The organism is Aggregatibacter sp. oral taxon 513 (assembly GCF_018128305.1).
GTDB classification, from domain to species: Bacteria; Pseudomonadota; Gammaproteobacteria; order Enterobacterales; family Pasteurellaceae; genus Aggregatibacter; species Aggregatibacter segnis_A.
Genome location: NZ_CP072381.1, coordinates 1,641,508 through 1,659,272, shown reverse-complemented (window position 1 = coordinate 1,659,272; position 17,765 = coordinate 1,641,508). Strand labels below are relative to the sequence as shown.

The 17,765-nt window shown below is 45.9% G+C and carries 17 protein-coding genes; 4 read left to right on the top strand and 13 right to left on the bottom strand.

The genetic code is table 11. The features are described 5' to 3' along the window. Positions 1–9: 9 nt before the first annotated feature. From J5A60_RS07925 to J5A60_RS07870, 12 genes are all read right to left on the bottom strand, one after another. Complete coding sequence (locus J5A60_RS07925; protein ID WP_048750715.1) at positions 10–366, bottom strand: diacylglycerol kinase; 357 nt, start codon at positions 364–366, stop codon at positions 10–12. Between the two features lie 28 nt (positions 367–394). Next, positions 395–2,623, bottom strand: coding sequence for a GTP diphosphokinase (gene relA / locus J5A60_RS07920; protein WP_212510007.1), 2,229 nt, complete (start codon positions 2,621–2,623; stop codon positions 395–397). 9 nt (positions 2,624–2,632) lie between these two features. Continuing rightward, the gene (rlmD, locus tag J5A60_RS07915; RefSeq protein WP_212510006.1) at positions 2,633–3,949 is read right to left on the bottom strand and encodes a 23S rRNA (uracil(1939)-C(5))-methyltransferase RlmD; all 1,317 of its coding nucleotides are present in this window, start codon (positions 3,947–3,949) and stop codon (positions 2,633–2,635) included. Position 3,950: 1 nt separating this feature from the next. Beyond that, positions 3,951–4,664 (bottom strand): DNA repair protein RecO, encoded by a 714-nt coding sequence (recO, locus tag J5A60_RS07910; protein ID WP_109433045.1) that lies wholly within the window; start codon positions 4,662–4,664, stop codon positions 3,951–3,953. 188 nt (positions 4,665–4,852) lie between these two features. Next, complete coding sequence (tsf, locus tag J5A60_RS07905; RefSeq protein WP_212510005.1) at positions 4,853–5,701, bottom strand: translation elongation factor Ts; 849 nt, start codon at positions 5,699–5,701, stop codon at positions 4,853–4,855. Between the two features lie 141 nt (positions 5,702–5,842). Then, complete coding sequence (gene rpsB, locus J5A60_RS07900; RefSeq protein WP_048750720.1) at positions 5,843–6,565, bottom strand: 30S ribosomal protein S2; 723 nt, start codon at positions 6,563–6,565, stop codon at positions 5,843–5,845. Positions 6,566–6,835: 270 nt separating this feature from the next. Next, a complete protein-coding gene (locus J5A60_RS07895) occupies positions 6,836–8,647 on the bottom strand; it encodes a monovalent cation:proton antiporter-2 (CPA2) family protein (protein WP_212510004.1) in 1,812 nt (603 codons plus the stop codon). A 198-nt stretch (positions 8,648–8,845) separates the two neighbouring features. After that, positions 8,846–9,115, bottom strand: a complete 270-nt coding sequence (gene yedF / locus J5A60_RS07890) for a sulfurtransferase-like selenium metabolism protein YedF (RefSeq protein ID WP_212510003.1) — start codon at positions 9,113–9,115, stop codon at positions 8,846–8,848. A 51-nt stretch (positions 9,116–9,166) separates the two neighbouring features. Beyond that, a complete protein-coding gene (gene yedE, locus J5A60_RS07885; protein ID WP_109128857.1) occupies positions 9,167–10,378 on the bottom strand; it encodes a selenium metabolism membrane protein YedE/FdhT in 1,212 nt (403 codons plus the stop codon). A 215-nt stretch (positions 10,379–10,593) separates the two neighbouring features. Beyond that, a complete protein-coding gene (locus J5A60_RS07880) occupies positions 10,594–11,436 on the bottom strand; it encodes a patatin family protein (protein ID WP_109104142.1) in 843 nt (280 codons plus the stop codon). Further along, a complete protein-coding gene (locus tag J5A60_RS07875) occupies positions 11,436–12,323 on the bottom strand; it encodes a folate-binding protein YgfZ (protein ID WP_109104141.1) in 888 nt (295 codons plus the stop codon). The genes J5A60_RS07880 and J5A60_RS07875 overlap by 1 nt, the downstream gene beginning before the upstream one ends. 27 nt (positions 12,324–12,350) lie before the next feature. Next, a complete protein-coding gene (locus J5A60_RS07870; RefSeq protein WP_109104158.1) occupies positions 12,351–13,214 on the bottom strand; it encodes a YicC/YloC family endoribonuclease in 864 nt (287 codons plus the stop codon). A 118-nt stretch (positions 13,215–13,332) separates the two neighbouring features. Between J5A60_RS07870 and rph the strand changes: the two genes are divergently transcribed. From rph to dusC, 4 genes are all read left to right on the top strand, one after another. After that, positions 13,333–14,049 carry a ribonuclease PH gene (rph, locus tag J5A60_RS07865; RefSeq protein ID WP_109104140.1) on the top strand — a complete coding sequence of 239 codons (717 nt, stop codon included), beginning with the start codon at positions 13,333–13,335 and terminating at the stop codon, positions 14,047–14,049. Between the two features lie 10 nt (positions 14,050–14,059). Beyond that, the gene (gene pyrE, locus J5A60_RS07860; RefSeq protein ID WP_109104139.1) at positions 14,060–14,704 is read left to right on the top strand and encodes an orotate phosphoribosyltransferase; all 645 of its coding nucleotides are present in this window, start codon (positions 14,060–14,062) and stop codon (positions 14,702–14,704) included. 83 nt (positions 14,705–14,787) lie between these two features. Next, positions 14,788–15,648 (top strand): co-chaperone DjlA, encoded by an 861-nt coding sequence (gene djlA, locus J5A60_RS07855; RefSeq protein WP_109104138.1) that lies wholly within the window; start codon positions 14,788–14,790, stop codon positions 15,646–15,648. A 3-nt stretch (positions 15,649–15,651) separates the two neighbouring features. After that, entirely contained in the window at positions 15,652–16,590 is a 939-nt protein-coding gene (gene dusC, locus J5A60_RS07850) for a tRNA dihydrouridine(16) synthase DusC (protein WP_212510002.1), read from the top strand. Between the two features lie 113 nt (positions 16,591–16,703). Here the strand turns inward: dusC and J5A60_RS07845 are convergent, their stop codons facing one another. Next, positions 16,704–17,762, bottom strand: coding sequence for an ABC transporter ATP-binding protein (locus J5A60_RS07845; RefSeq protein ID WP_109104157.1), 1,059 nt, complete (start codon positions 17,760–17,762; stop codon positions 16,704–16,706). Positions 17,763–17,765: the final 3 nt, after the last annotated feature.

Genomic DNA, 17,765 nt, shown 5'->3' with positions numbered 1-17,765 from the left:
CCGCACTTTTTAATTAAACAACATAAACGCCCAGGTGATTGCGACGATAACTAACGCAATAAATACCGCAGCTGAGCCTTGATCTTTGGCGCGACCGGAGAGTTCGTGGCGCTCGGTGCCGATACGATCCACTACGGCCTCAATGGCGCTGTTGAGCAGTTCCACGACCAATACTAGTAACACGCTGCCGATCATCAGCGCTTTTTCAATGGCATCATCGCCAAGCCATAATGCCAAGGGAATCATGAAAAGGCAGCAAAAAAGCTCGTGGCGAAAAGCCGTTTCATATTTGACCGCACTTTTTAAGCCTTGCATGGAATATTGAGTGGATTTGATTAAGTGGGTTAGCCCCGTCGTTTTGTCCATTAGGTTTTCCTTTGTTTATTTATTGTTATTAGAGGCGTTTAGCTTCAATGACATCATCCAGTTTTTCCAAACGGGATAGAATCTTACTCAACATTTCCACATTGTTGAGTTCAATTTGCATGTCGATGTTTGCCACTTGGCGCTTCGTATCCGTACGGGAAGACACGCCGAGTACGCTGATTTTATCGTTTGCCAGTACGGTGGTGATATCGCGCAATAAACCGTTGCGATCTGACGCCACAATGCGAATGTTGAGATGGAAGCCGTTAGAATAATTATCGCCCCAACGGGATTCCACCACACGTTCCGGGTGAACGCTTTGTAGCTCAAGGAATTGTTCGCAATCACAACGGTGAATGGAAATACCACGCCCCATGGTGATGTAGCCCACAATGCTGTCGCCCGGAATCGGTTGGCAACAACGTGCAATGTGGTGCATTAAGTTGCCGACGCCTTCGACGATAACGCAGTCTTTGCGTTCGGTTTTTTGTTGGGCGTTGGCCGCACTTTTGGTGCTGACGTGACGCAAGATTTCTTCATCCACTTCCTGCGCGGAGATTTTGATGAATTTGTTTTGCAGGAAGTTGATTAATGGCCCGATACGAATATCACCACCGCCGATGCCTGCATATAAATCGTCGAGGTTTTTCAGGTTATAACGCGGCAAGGCTTGTTGTTCTACTTGTTTTAAGCTGATGCCCAGGCGGTTAATTTCGCTTTCCAACAATTCTTTGCCGGCCGGAATATTTTTATCGCGATCCAGCTTTTTGAACCACGCATGAATTTTCGCACGGGCTTTTGCCGTGTGGGTAAAGCCGAGATTAGGGTTGAGCCAGTCACGACTCGGGTTCGGGTTTTTCTGGGTGATGATATCTACCTGATCGCCCATTTGGAGCTGATAGGTGAACGGCACAATGCGTCCGCCCACTTTGGCGCCGATACAACGGTGGCCGATTTCACTGTGAATAGCGTAGGCAAAATCGAGTGGTGTTGAGCCTGTAGGCAAATCCACGACTTCGCCTTTCGGTGTAAAGACATACACGCGATCATCGAACACTTGGCTGCGTAATTCCGCCATAACTTCACCGGAATCGGTAATATCGTCTTGCCACGCCAAGAGTTTGCGTAGCCAGGCGATTTTTTCTTCGTAACCGGAACGACCGGCGCTGGCCCCTTCTTTGTATTTCCAGTGTGCCGCAACGCCCAACTCGGCATCATCGTGCATTTGTTGGGTACGAATTTGCACTTCGATCGGTTTGCCGCCTTTACCCAACACCACGGTGTGAATAGATTGGTAGCCGTTCGGTTTCGGGTTGGCGACGTAATCGTCGAATTCTTTTGGCAGATGTTTGAAGTGGGTGTGCACAATGCCAAGTGCGGTGTAACAATCTTGTAATTTTTGCACGACGATGCGCACCGCACGGACATCATATAAATCACTGAACTCTAAGTGCTTTTTCTGCATTTTTCGCCAAATGCTGTAAATGTGTTTAGGGCGACCGTACACTTCCACTTGGGGAATATTTTCTTGTAAATAACCGGAAAGCTCGGTAACAAAATCAGTAATATATTGCTCGCGGTCAAGGCGGCGTTCTTTTAATAATTTGGCGATCGCGCGATATTGTTCCGGGTGCAAATAACGGAAACAGTAATCTTCCAGTTCCCATTTGAGCTGTCCGATGCCTAAGCGGTTGGCAAGCGGGGCGTAAATATTGGCACATTCTTTGGCGGCGAGGACGCGTTCTTCTTCCGTATAATTTTTTTCGGCATCACGCAAAAAGGCGATACGCTCCGCTAATTTGATAATCACACAGCGGAAATCATCTACCATGGCGAGCAACATTCGGCGCACGTTATCCACCTGTAAGCTGCTGGCAGAATGGGTGATGTTGAGTTGGCGGATATTGTCCATTTCGATAACACCGCGTACCAGTTTGCTGATATTAGCGCCGAAATCTTCTTCAATTTGGGCTAAATCCACAAGTTGATCGCGGACAATAGGGAAGAGCATGGCGGTGAACAAGCTATCGGCATCCATGTTTAAGCTGTTGAGGATTTCCACCATTTCCACGCCGAACGTCAGCAAATGGGCTTCTTCCTGCTGATGCTCGGCACGCAAGGTCATTTTCTGTTGCGAATAATGCCATGCCGTCATTAAGTTGGCTTTGACATTTTCCGCGACATTCAAGTTAGCGCACCATTTTTCAATCTCAAAATCTTTAGGATTTAATAAATGAGATCCTCTCACAGCGACCATAACGAATCCTTATCTTTTTCGAAATAAACTTATCGACTCTAAATGACCGGTTTGTGGGAACATATCGATCATGGCGACTTTATCCAATTGATAGCCTGCGTCACGCAAGATTTCCGTATCTCGCACGAGTGTTGCAGGATTGCAAGAAACATACAGAATGCTTTCAGCCTGTAACTGACAGAGCGCATTTAAAGCAAATGCGGCACCTGTGCGTGGCGGGTCGAGCAAAATTTTATTGAAGGGTTGCTGCGTCCACGCTTGACTGATAAAGGGTTTATCCAAATCAGTTCGGTAAAATTGGACATTATGACAACCGTTTCGTTCGGCATTGGCGCGGGCTTTTTCCACCATCGCAGAAACACCTTCAATTCCTACCGCACTTTTTACTTTGCGACTCATCGGTAAGGTGAAGTTGCCCATGCCACAGAATAAATCTAACACATGATCTTGTTGGTTAAGCTCCAACCAGTCTAACGCCGTTGCGATCATTTGACGGTTTAATTGTGCATTAATTTGAATGAAATCGCGAATATCAAATTGCAACGTGATGTCATCGCCCAAACGGTAATAAGGCTGTTCGCCATACCAATGTTCAATGCTGTCATGTTCTTGTACAAATAACATGAGTTGGTGTTGTTCGGCAAACCGTAATAATAAAGTGCGGTCGATTTCAGTAATGTTTTTTACATGGCGTAATAACATGGCGATACCATTGTCTGCCGCAACAAGTTCAATATGCCCCAGTTGTTGTGGCGTTGTCCATTGCTCGAAAAGTGCGGTCAGTTTGGGCAATAAATCATTCAGCGGCTTTTCCAACACCAAACAATGGTCGATAGGAATAATTTGCTGTGAATTTTTACGCCGTAAGCCGATATTCAGTTTGCGATTTTTACTGTCAAACAATACGCTTAAACGTACCCGACGACGGTAATGCCAAGGCTCACCGTGCAATAACGGCGTGAAATGAATAGGCACCGGCTGTAAACGGGATAAGCGTTGAACCAATGCAGTTTGTTTGGCAGAACGTTGTAATTCAATGGGAATATGTTGATTTTGGCACCCCCCGCATTGCTCAAAATAAACGCATGGCGGTGTTTGGCGCTGAGGACTTGGGCGTAAAATATGCTGTGCTACACCTTGACCGTATTGGCGTTTTTCTTCCAATACGCGAACTTCTACGCTTTCTTGCGGCAGCGCGTTTTCAATAAACCAGGTTTTGCCGTTAATTTTAGTCACGCCTAAGCCTTGATAATCCAAATAAAGAATGTGTGCGGTGAAATTTTCGGTCTTTTTCTTTGGTTTGGTGTCGCTGTAAAGTAATGCCATGTTATTTTGAATATAAGCTGTGTTGGGTAAATAATTCTCGACTTTTCAAGGGCTTGTCGCCTAAATACGGTTTTAATGCAATGCGTGTAAACCGTTTGGCTGCCGATAATACAGAGGGTTCGTCAAATTGGGTTTGTTCAAAGGCCAATAATTCCCGCCCGTAAAAGGTTAAATTATCTTTGATTAAGGAAGCAATAAAGCCTTTTTCTTCGCGGTAACGATAGGTCATGTCCGCTTTCACGGCTTTGCCGGAGCCTGCGCAATGAGTGAAATCAATGCCATAGCCTAAGGTGCGCAAGAGTTGAAACTCAAAGGTGCGTAGCGCTGGTTCCACATTGGTTTGCGATACGGCTAAGTGCGTTAAACACTGCAAATAGTGTTGGAACAATTGCGGATAGGCTGTTTCCGGTTCCAATACGCGGCAAATGAGTTCGTTTAAATAAAAGCCGCTGTACAAGGCAACATTTTGTAATGGCAAGGCAATGGCAGCAGGTTCTGCTTTGGTGAGAATTTTCAGATCGCCGCGACCGCTCCAACGTAGCAGTAACGGCGTAAAGGGTTGTAACACGCCTTTTAGCATGGAACGCTTTGCCCGTGCGCCTTTTGCCAATACGCTGATACGCCCGAAATCTTCGGTCAGTAAATCTACCAATAAGCTGGTTTCGCTGTAAGATTTGCGATGTAGTACGAAACCGCGTTGCCAATTTTCGATGATGTCGCCCTTTCGTCGATAAAAAACCGGTGTTTATTTTAGCAGATTTCCCACCGCACTTTGTGGGATTTTGTAGGCGATTTTAGAAGAAAAGGAAATGGGATATAACAGAATTGCTGTAAGGAGGATTTCGGAACAACAGGCAATAAAAAAGCAGGCTTTTACACCTGCTTTTTTGCTCAAATGTTCAATTAAGCTTTGGACATTGCCGCTACTTCTGCTGCGAAGTCGGTTTCCACTTTCTCGATACCTTCGCCCACTTCTAAGCGGATGAAGTTAGAGATGTCGGCACCTTTTTCTTTTAACAAATCGCCAACGGATTTAGATGGATCCATGACGAATGGTTGACCTGTTAAAGAGACTTCACCGGTGAATTTCTTCATGCGGCCTTCAACCATTTTTTCTGCGATTTCGCGTGGTTTACCGGATTGCATTGCGATATCCACTTGGATGTTGCGTTCGTGTTCAACCACTTCAGCCGGAACATCACTTGGGTTAACGTAGTCTGGGCGGCTTGCTGCAACGTGCATTGCGATGTGTTTTAACAATTCATCGTCTGCGCCTTTACCAGCCACTAATACACCGATTTTCGCGCCGTGTAAGTAAGAACCTACAACATCGCCTTCGATGTAAGCAACACGACGGATGGTCATGTTTTCACCGATTTTCGCCACTAATGCAGCACGTTTTTCTTCAAATTGTGCTTGAAGTTGCTCGATAGTTGCGCCTTTGTTGGCTGCCGCGTAGTCTGCCACTTCGTTGGCTAAACCTAAGAAGCCGGCATCTTTTGCTACGAAGTCGGTTTCACAGTTCATTTCAACTAATACACCGAAACCATTTTGTACGCGAGCAAGGATAACACCTTCAGCTGCAACACGACCTGCTTTTTTCGCCGCTTTTGCTTGACCAGATTTACGCATGTTGTCGATGGCTAATTCGATGTCGCCGTTTGCTTCAACTAATGCTTTTTTACATTCCATCATGCCTGCGCCGGTACGTTCACGCAGTTCTTTTACTAATGATGCTGTGATTTCAGCCATTTTAAAATCCTCTGTCGGTTAAAGTGCGGTGGAAAAAGACCGCACTTTTAGCTCTAAAAAATACAGGGAGCTATTTAGCCCCCTGCTCATTAATTAATCGTCTGATTAATAAGGGCTTACGCCTTATCGCAATCGCTCGAATTATTCTGCGGCTTGCGCTAATTCTTCAGCAACCGCTGCTTCGTTACCACGACCTTCTTTGATCGCTGCAACAGCAGAAGAAAGATAAAGTTGAATTGCACGTGCTGCGTCATCGTTACCTGGGATAACGAAATCTACGCCGTCCGGGCTAGAGTTAGTATCAACGATAGCAAATACAGGAATACCCAAGTTGTTTGCTTCTTTCACTGCGATATGTTCGTGGTCTGCACCTATCACGAATAATGCATCCGGAAGACCGCCCATCTCTTTGATACCGCCAAGGCTTAATTCAAGTTTTTCCATCTCACGGGTACGCATTAACGCTTCTTTTTTGGTTAATTTGTCGAAAGTGCCGTCTTGAGATTGCGTTTCTAAATCTTTTAAACGTTTGATGGATTGACGAACTGTTTTCCAGTTGGTCAACATACCGCCTAACCAACGGTGGTTTACATAGTATTGTTGACAGTCTAATGCTGCTGCTTGCACTGCATCGGTCGCTGCGCGTTTGGTACCAACGAATAATACTTTACCGTTGTTGCTCGCAATGCGGGTTAACTCAGCTAATGCTGCGTTGAACATTGGAACGGTTTTTTCAAGGTTGATGATATGAACGCCGTTGCGTGGTCCGAAAATGAATGGTTTCATTTTTGGGTTCCAGTAACGAGTTTGGTGACCGAAGTGAACGCCTGCTTGAAGCATATCGCGCATAGAAACTTGTGCCATAATAATTTTCCTTTTGTTTGGGGTTTAGCCTCCACATATCCAGCCAATCGACCGTTTGGCACCCCGATTTAGCCTTTCTGATATGTGTGTGTTTTAGTAAATTGATTAAAAAATAAACGTTACTTTTAAACAGCAAAATAACGGCGTGCTTTATACCATAAAGTGCGGTGGGTTTCCAGCGGATTTTGTTGTGAGAGGAAAATTGACATAAAAACAGATAAAAAACGACCGCACTTTAAGGGGGAAAAGTGCGGTCTGTTTGGGGATGTTTTATTCCTCTTCTTTTTCCTTCGCTCTCAGAATGATTTCTTGGATGTCGGCCGCCATTTTTTGATCGCATTCGCGGGCAATATCGCGCATGAGCGGGTTTTGGAATAACCCCATGTTGGGATCATAAACCTGTGACATGAGGGCGACTTCATGGCGATCCGCATCAAAATAATAGTCGCCGATTTCTTTCACTAATTCCGGCTCCATGCCTAATGTTTCCAGCGCGCGTTTACCCGCACGTACGGCAGCATCGAAGGTTTCACGGATAATTTCGTCTGCGCCGGCTTCGTGTAAGGCAAAGGTGCTGAAACGGTCGTAAGCACGAGCAATGATTTTAATGTTCGGATTCACTTCACGAGCAAAGTGCACGATGTTTTCTGCTTGTTCTTTATTATTAATGGCGATGACCAATATTTCTGCTTGTTCTAAACCGGCAGCGATGAGAAATTCGCGGCGAGATGCGTCGCCAAAATAGGATTTAATGCCGTATTCATTGAAGCCTTTGATCATGTTCGGGTTCAAATCAACAATAGTGGTGGCGTAGCCGCTTAAGCGTAATAAGTCATTCACGATTTGACCGAAACGTCCCATGCCGACGATGAGAATTGGATGTTGTTCGTCGATTTCATCGCCTGGTAATTCTTCTGCAGTCGGTTTGGGGGCGAATTTTTCATACAAAACCAACATAATAGGCGTTAATACCATGGATAGCACCACGATTGCGGTCATGTTGGCATTGACGGTTTCATCAATCACTTTTTGGTTGAAGGCTTGAGCAAACAAAACAAAAGCAAATTCTCCGCCTTGAGCCATGAGCAAAGCACGTTCCATGGCCGTTTTGTGCGTGCTTTTCGCTGCGCGGGCAACGAGATAAATACAGATACCTTTTGTCAGCATTAAGGCGAATACGCCGATGCCAATTAGCATCCAGTTTTCAGCCACGACGGTGAGATTGAGTGACATTCCCACGCCGAGGAAAAATAGCCCAAGCAATAAACCACGGAACGGTTCGATGTCGGCTTCCAATTGATGGCGGAAAGCCGATTCCGATAGCATAACACCCGCGACAAAGGCGCCCATGGCTTGTGATAAGCCCGCTTCTTCCATCAGTAATGCCGAACCCAATACCACAAATAAGGCGGCAGCCGTCATCACTTCACGCGCTTTGGAGTCGGCTAAAATACGGAATACCGGATTCAAAATGAAACGTCCAATAAGCACAAGGATGGCTAACGCGATTAAGGCGATGGTGGCGGATTCCCACCAAGAAATGGTGCTTTCGGTTTCGAGTGGGGAAAGGTAGGTCACGATAGCCAGTAACGGCACGATCAGCAAATCTTCAAATAATAAGATCGATACCATTTTTTGTCCCGGGCGGGTGGACAGGCGTTTACGTTCTCCCAACACTTGCATCACGATGGCGGTGGAGGTAAGCACGAAACCGGAAGAACAAATAAAGGCCACCTCCCAAGAAATGCCGAATTGTACGGAAACGAGGGTCATTAACAGAGCGGATATCACCACTTGTAAACTGCCGAGCCCGAAAATTTGTTTGCGTAAGCTCCATAAATGGGACGGTTTCATTTCCAAACCGATCATGAACAGGAACATCACCACACCAAATTCTGCAATGTGCAAAATGGCGTGAGAATCGGTCACTAATTTCAAGCCGAAGGGGCCAATTATTAAGCCCGCAGCTAAATACCCCAGCACTGAACCTAAACCGATACGTTTAAATAATGGCACTGCCACAACAGCCGCGCCTAATAACGTGACAACGCGAATTAAATCGCCCGCCCCCTGAGCTTCCATCTTGTTCCCCCGAAATCAATGTGTTGTGATGAATCTTAAAAAAAGCAGCCTATTCTAGCGTTTTTTCGGGTGATGTGTTGAGGAAATGTGCAAATTTTGTGATAGGTTTAGTCAATTTTTTAAAGGACTTATCTCATGCTTTCTTTTGGGAAAAAATAAAGCCCGTATAAAACGGGCTTTTGCTTTTCTGAACATTGATTAACGCTGAATCAAATAACGTAATTTGGTGCCATCTTGTTCTATGCTTAATAACGTATAACCGTGGTTTTTGGTATCCACCGGAATGTTGTTGATGGATTGTGCGCAGTCGCTTAACAATTCCAACACTTCCCCTTCTTTGAGCTCAGGCATGCTTTCCAGCATGACGATAGCCGGGTATGGGCAAGGTTCGCCTACCGTGTCGATGGTGTAATCCGGCACGATGTCTTTTGGATCTTTATCTAATTTGTGCACAACGGTAAATGCCATAGTGTGTTTTCCTTCTGTGAAATAAAAATAATGTCAAATCAAACCGCACTTTTACGCCTGTGCGAAAGCAGCGATTTTGGCTTTTGCTTTGGCAAGGAAGCGTTTTTCCCACCAGACGACAGCAATTAAGCAGAGAATCAATAAACCGTAGTTCACTAATAATCCGCCGACCGGACCAAATTCTTTTAATAAGTTCAGTTTTTCGTAGTCAAGGGCCAAAGCCGGAGCGAGATCGTCCCATGCGTAGGCTAGATAGGTAGAACCGATAACGTTGCCGATCCCCACCCACATAAAGTGTACTTGACCTTCCATCGCACGGTACATCCAACCGGTTTCACAACCGCCGGCTAATACAATGCCGAAACCGAACAATAAACCGCCGATAATCGCATTTGGACCTGCCCACATGATTTTTGCCGGAACACCTAATTGAATGTAACTAAACACGCCGATGGTGCCAGCTAGAATGCCGAAAATAATAGCTTTTGCCATGTAAGCGCGACCGGTTACCCAAAGATCACGGAATGCAGAAGTGAAACAGATTTGCGCACGTTCGATAAGTAAACCGAAAGCTAAACCGCATAGCATGGCGAAGCCCAGTTTGACGGACTGAGTCATCACATAAAGGGATGCGATGAGGTAAGCGAGGAAAACTACCATGCCAATCCAAAAACGGCGTTGTGCTCTTTTCGGATCGCTTTCTTGTAATTTTGCTGCGCCTTTTTTCAATTCCAATTTCACGCGGAACATCGGCAATAAAGTGACTTTTACGCCGGCGTAAGTTCCAAGTGCTGTGGCAATGGTGAAAAACCACGCATGCACAGAAAATTGTGGAATGCCGGTAAATAACGAGGCAAGGTTACAGCCCATCGCCAAACGTGCACCGAAACCGGCAATAGCACCGCCGATTAAGGCTTGCACGATACGGCGTTTGTGTGGCTGATTACGCCATTTCACATTATTTGCCCACAATGCTGCGGAGATACAACCGGCAAACATGCCTAAGATCATCACGCCATCAACACGAGTAAAAATCGTGCCTTGCATGCCGATGATTTTGTAGTAACTCCAATCGGAAACATCGATGCCCAAGGTTTGTAGTGCATGACCGCCCCAGCGGGTAAATTCGCCGGTGACTGCCCAATAGGTGCCGGTAATGCCGAAATAATAGGCCGAGATTAAACCGGCGGCGATAACGGCGATAACGGGATTCCAATATTTAATCAAATATTGTTGTTTGAACTGTTGTAAAACTTCGTTCATTTTTTATCCTATTAAAGTGAATGAAAGTATTACAAGGAAGGTATAACAATGAGAAAAGGCTCAAAAGAAGGGCTTTGTCATTTCCTATACACAAACTTGCGATATAAATGAAATTACAAATTAGATTTGCGGGCGCTAGTCTAAAGAATTATTAACATTTCTGCAACAATATTTGTGCGAAAAATGGGAAAAGTGCGGTGGATTTTTTCAGGTTTTTACTTAGCCAGATAGGCTTTCAGTGCCGGCAGAATGTCTTGTCCGTCACGCACCCCTAAGTCGTACATTGCCTGTACTTTGGCGACGTCTTTTTCAATACGGCGAATAGGCAGCGTAACAGAAGGGCGAATAACAAAAATCTCGCCTTGTTCGTTAAGACGAATGACCTCTTCCACCGCACGGTTATAGTCCGCATAGCGGTTGCTCAGGCGTTCAACCAGTTTTGGGTAACGGCGATAAAAAGCATTAAAAATCAGCGGATTGGTCGGTGTTTTGCGGTAATCCAATGGGCGGGTGAGAATGACGATGATTTTGTCGTAGCCCAACTGTTGACAGAAACGCAACGGAATACTGTCCGCAATGCCGCCGTCTAAATATTTTTTGCCGTTGATTTCCACCATTTTCGACACGAAAGGCATGGCGGAGGTGGCACGCAGGGTTTCCATTTGCTCAAAGGCATCATGGATTTTCACATATTCCGCTTCACCACTTTCCACGTTAGTTAACACCGTGTAAAAGTCGATACCCGAACGGGCGAATGCGGCTTGATCGAACACGTCCAATTCAAAAGGTAGCTGATAAAAAGCGAAATCTTTGTTGACGATATTGCCTGTGGTGAACAGGCTGTGCCATCCCATGTAGCGTTTGTCGTTGAGGTATTTTTTGTTGTAGCGCAGGACACGGCCTTTTTGTTTAGAAGGGAAATTTACACCGAATAATGCACCGGCAGACACACTAACAATGCCGTCAATGTGAATCTGTTCATCCAAGAAGACATCCAACACGCCGGCGGTGAACATCCCGCGCATGGCGCCGCCTTCTAATACCAATCCGACTTTCATCAGCTTAACTCATAAGGCAAGGGTTGCATATCGAGCAAGGTTTGGCAGTTAGGCAAGCGGAACGCCTGACCTTCTTCCAACGGCGTATTTAACACGGCCTGCAACCACAAAACACCGTGAAAATTAACCGCACTTGTGATGGTGCCCGTGGTGCGCCAGTTATCGCCAAGTGCCATTTCCAATGCAGAACCGATTTCCGGCAGACTTTGTGTTTGTGCTGCGAAAATAAATAAAGCGCGTTTATTGGCACCACGATATTTGGCACGCGCCACGGTTTCTTGCCCGATGTAACAGCCCTTTTGGAAGGAAATTGCCTGTTCGATGTTTTGCAGATTTAATGCTTGCGGAATAAATTCTAATTGGGTTGCTGCCGCTAAACCAGGCACGCCATCTTGAATGTCCAATAAATCCCAAGCTTCTGCTTCAACAGTAGGTTCGAGGGCTAAACGAGTCGGGTTGAGTAAAATCACGCGCGGCTGTTGGCCATTTACATCAATGCGAATTTGCGCAGAAAATAGACCGCACTTTTCGATGCCTTTTGCGCCGGCTGCGCCGAGAATTTGCCAATCTAACAGCGTGAAAGTGACTTTGGAAAATACCGCATATTTTTTCAGTTGATCCAGCGCCGATGGCAGTAATTCACTCTTTAACAGCATATAAAAGGTCTGTTCATTTTGACGAATTAAACGGAACAGCGCGCTCATTTTGCCTTTCGGATCGCAATGGGCGGTCAGCGTGGATTCGCCAACTGCTAACTTAGTGACATCGCAAGTGAGTTGACCCTGCAAATATTTTTCTGCATCCGTGCCCACAATTTCAATCAGTGAGTAGTGCGTTAACGGGCAAATAATGTCGTCCTGTTGTGCCGTTAAAAGGGAATAGGCCATCGTACTTTCCTTAAAAATATCAATCAATTACTCAAGATTTTGAATTTGTTCGCGCATTTGCTCAATTAACACTTTCAACTCAATGGCAGAATTGGTCACATCGACATTAATGGATTTAGATGCCAAGGTGTTGGATTCACGGTTCAGTTCTTGCATCATGAAATCCAACTTGCGCCCCACTGCGCCGCCTTTGCGCAGAATGTTTTGCGTTTCTTTGACGTGTAATTGCAAACGATCCAATTCTTCGGCGACATCAATGCGTTGTGCCAACATAATCAGCTCTTGCTCTAAACGTTGTGGATCCGGTTGCAGTTGAACTTCTTCAAAGCGTTGCAACATGCGTTCGCGTTGCCATTGTAAAATCTCCGGCATTTTGGACCGCACTTTTTGCTGTTCTTCATGGATGGCTTCAAGACGTTGTGTCAGCAACGTATGGATTTTCTCTCCTTCGCGTTGGCGCATAGCGATAAATTCCTCGACCACTTGCTCAAACGCCGCCAATAAATCTTGGCTGATTAAATCTACATCCTGTTCCGGCACTTCCACCACGCCCGGGTAGCGTAATACATCGGTTAAATTGAGTTCACCTTCGCCCGCTTGTTGTTTCAACCATTGCAAAGATTGCAGTACTTGGCTGGCGAGTTCTTGGTTAATGTGTAATTCGGCGGCAGTTTGTTTTTTGTTATCAATACGCAAAGTACATTCGATTTTGCCACGGGTGAGTTTTTGACGCAGGGTTTCGCGTAAGGTGTTTTCTAAACTACGGAATTGTTCCGGCAGGCGGAAAAAGGTTTCTAAATAACGTTGATTGACCGAACGGATTTCCCAAACTGCGTTTCCCCAGTCTTTTTTGATTTCTAAACTGGCGAATGCCGTCATGCTATAAATCATAATAATTCCTTCATTTTTAGGCGCTAAAATTTGCGTGCTATTGTACTGCCAAATTTCGTTTCTGTCAGTTTGCGTGCTAGAATGGTGCGATTTTTTATTGCTTAACGAGGAATTTTTCATGCGTCCGAATCAACGTGCCAACCACCAAACCCGCCCGATTAAAATCACCCGTCATTATACCAAACACGCGGAAGGTTCCGTGCTGGTGGAATTTGGCGATACCAAAGTGTTGTGTACTGCCACCGTGGAAGATGGCGTGCCGCGCTTTTTAAAAGGACAGGGACAAGGTTGGGTCACGGCGGAATACGGCATGTTGCCACGTTCAACCCACAGCCGTATGCAACGTGAAGCAGCAAAAGGCAAACAAGGCGGTCGTACCTTAGAAATTCAACGTTTAATCGCCCGTTCCTTACGCGCCATGGTGGATTTAGAAGCCCTTGGTGAACGTTGTATTACATTGGACTGTGATGTGATCCAAGCGGACGGCGGCACACGCACCGCTTCTATTACCGGCGCTTGCGTGGCGTTATGTGATGCATTGAACGGTTTAGTGGCAAACGGCACATTAAGCAAAAATCCGTTGAAAGGCTTGGTGGCGGCGATTTCTGTCGGCATCGTAAACGGCGAAGCTGTATGCGATTTGGAATACGTAGAAGATTCCGCCGCAGAAACAGACATGAATGTGGTCATGATGGAAGACGGCCGCATGATTGAAGTGCAAGGCACTGCGGAAGGTGAACCGTTCAGCCACGAGGAATTATTAACCTTATTAGATCTCGCTAAACAAGGCTGTGAGGTCATTTTCCAAACCCAACGTGCGGCATTGGCAGAATAAGGATAGGAAGATGGAAAACTATAAACAACAGTTTATTGAATTCGCCCTTGCCCGTCAGGTTTTAAAATTTGGTGAGTTCACCTTGAAATCCGGCCGTGTGAGCCCTTATTTCTTTAACGCCGGTTTGTTTAACCAAGGCGCCGATCTTGCCCGTTTAGGTGAATTTTATGCGGCAGCCTTACAAGATGCCGGTTTGCAATACGACATGATTTTTGGCCCGGCGTACAAAGGTATTCCCATTGCTACTGCAGTATCTATTGCGTTATTCAGCCGTTTTCACATTAACAAACCGGTGTGCTTTAACCGCAAAGAAACCAAAGATCACGGCGAGGGCGGCAATTTAATCGGCAGTCCGTTGCGTGGCAAGGTGTTGTTGGTGGACGATGTGATCACTGCCGGTACGGCAATTCGTGAATCCATGCAAATTATTCAAGCCAATGAAGCGCAATTAAGCGCGGTGTTAATTGCTTTAAACCGTCAAGAGCGTGGTAACGGTGAGCTTTCTGCCATTCAAGAAGTCGAGCGCGATTACCAATGCGACGTGTTATCTATCATTGATTTTGCCGATTTGATGGCGTTCATTGAAACTCAACCGGAATACCAACAATATTTACCGGCAATGCGCGCTTATCGTGAGCAATACGGCATTAAATAAAGCGAAAGTGCGGTTGTTTTTCCATGCGTTTTTCAATTTGCTGAGAAAATCCACCGCACTTTTTTGACCCTAACGGAGCGACAATGAATTTTATTGGGAAATTTTTAGGTGCCTTAATCGGCTTTCGATTGGGCGGTTTTTTTGGCATGTTGGCGGGAGTGTTTCTTGGCCATCTTGCAGACAAAAAACTGTATGAACTGGGCACAGTCAATTCTTCTTTCTTCAAAACGAAAACCACCCGTCAACTATTGTTTATGCAAACCACCTTTGCGGTGTTGGGGCATTTAAGCAAAGCCAAAGGGCGTGTCACGGAAAATGACATTCTGTTAGCGACCCATTTAATGGACCAAATGCAACTAGACGATGCCGGTCGCCGTTTAGCGCAAGAGGCATTTAACCGTGGCAAACAGGTGGATTTTCCGATTCGTCAGGTGATTCGTGAATTTCGTCTGGGGTGCGGACAACGTGCGGATTTATTGCGGGCGTTTTTATCCGTGCAAATTCAAGCCGCATTTTCTGACGATCATTTACATGACAATGAAAAAGACGTGCTCTTTATTGTTGCCGAAGAACTGGGGTTATCCCGCGTTCAATTTGAGCAAATGTTGGCAATGGAAATGGCGGCGCGTCACTTTGCACGCGGCGGTTTTTATCAACAAGGCGGCTACTACGAGCAACATTCCGGCTCCCAAGGTGGCTATCAACAGCAATCTCAATCCTCTTCCGGCCCAACCTTAAACGATGCTTATCAAGTGCTTGGCGTCAGTGCGACAGACGATCAACCCACAGTGAAACGTGCTTATCGTCGTTTAATGAATGAAAATCATCCGGATAAATTAGTGGCAAAAGGGTTGCCACCGGAAATGATGGAAATGGCGAAAGAGAAAACCCAGCAAATTCAAGCCGCATACGACTTGATTTGCAAAGCCAAAGGTTGGAAATAACCTTTGCGCGTCATTTTAGCCCCGATGCAGGGTGTGCTTGATCCTCTCGTACGTCAATTATTAACGGAAGTGAACGATTACGATTTGTGCATTTCCGAATTTGTCCGTGTGGTGGATCAACGCCTCCCGCCGAAAGTGTTTTATCGTCTTTGCCCTGAATTACTCCAACAGGGCTACACGCCAAGCGGTACGCCAGTACGTGTGCAACTGCTCGGACAACATCCCCAATGGCTGGCGGAAAATGCCGAACTTGCCATTCAATTAGGTTCCCACGGCGTTGATTTAAATTGTGGCTGCCCGTCGAAAACCGTCAATGGCAGCAACGGCGGCGCTTCTTTGTTAAAACAACCGGAACTTATTTACCAAGCCACCAAAGCCATTCGTCAAGCCGTCCCACCAGAACAGGTAGTGAGTGTCAAAGTGCGCTTAGGCTGGGATTCCACCGACTTTGCTTACGACATTGCTGACGCGGTGCAACAAGGTGGCGCCACCGAAATTGCGATTCACGGCCGCACCAAAGCGGATGGTTATCGCGCTGATCGTATCAACTGGAAAAAAATTGGTGAAATCCGCCAAAAACTCCATATTCCAGTGATCGCCAATGGCGAAATTTGGCGTTGGGAAGATGGGCAACGATGCTTAGAAATAACCGGCTGCGATGATCTGATGGTTGGTCGCGGTGCGCTCAATATCCCCAATTTAAGCCGTGTGCTAAAACATAACGATGCGCCGTTAAATTGGTCTGAAATCCTGCCTATTTTGCGCAAATATGCCACATTAGAAAATTGTCACGACAGTGGTTTTTACCATGTGGCGCGCATTAAGCAATGGCTGCAGTATTTGAAATGTGAATATAAAGAAGCAACGGATTTATTTGAGATTGTAAAACATTGTCATGATGGAGATGAATTAAGGGCATTATTGGAAGCGCATTTGAGATAGCGTTATGTTTGAAAAATAACTGAAAAATGCACCGCACTTTTTAACTCATGTGCTCATGAATAGCGCTTTCCTTTTACCTACAACATAAATTGCAACCGCCATAAAGCGAACACTTATTCCCCATAAAACAAGCCCGTGCCATATAAATAAACGTCAACCTTATCTCCTACACACAACTCAATTCCATGGTGTTCCTCTAACTCAATGTCGAACCCGTTTATTTCAAGTCGAATCGCCGTAATTTTGCCTTTAAATTCCACGTTTTTTACCACTGCGTTAAAAAGTGCGGTTGGATTCTGAGGTGTTCTTAACAGGCTGAATTGTTCCGGACGGAGAAGTAGCGTGCCGCGTTGTTGCCCTTGGCTTTTGTCTATGACGGCAATGTCACCTAATTGGCAATGCGCCGTTGAAGGTGAATTTAAGGTTGCCGGCAACACAATGCTTTCGCCGATAAAAGTGGCAGTGGAAAGGTGTTTTGGTGACCAATAAAGCGTACGCGGGTTGGCAATTTGTAAGATTTCTCCATTTTGCAACACAGCGATTTTATCGGCATAACGCAAGGCCTCGTCTCGATCATGGGTGACGAAAATGGCGGAAGTACCACTTTGGCGGAGTGCTTGCAACATATCATGACGGATTTGTTGGCGTAGATGTTCATCTAAGGCACTGAACGGCTCGTCCAATAAAATTAGTTCAGGATTTGGTGCAATGGCGCGTGCCAAGGCGACACGTTGTTGTTGCCCACCGGAAAGTTGGTGCGGAAAACGGTCGGCGAGCGCACAAATACCGGTGAGCGCCATTACTTCGTCAATGCGTTGTCGTTCTTCAGGGGAGCGACCTTTGCCATCGCCCAACCCGTAAGCAATATTGCGATACACATTCAAGTGTGGAAATAACACGCCTTCCTGCACCACATAACCTAGCCGACGCTGTTGCGGTGGAATATTGCAATTTGCGCCAAAAATCAACCGCTCTTTTAGATAAATTTCACCGTTATCAGGTTGTTCAAAACCGGCAATAGCACGTAGCAAAGTCGTTTTTCCACAACCGGAAGCACCGAGTAAAAACAAGATTTCGCCACTGTGCAATTCAAGGGAAATATCACGTAGCACATGTGTCTGCCCGAAATGTTTATTGAGGCAGTGGATTTGGAGGAGTGGTGTTGTTTGCATAGA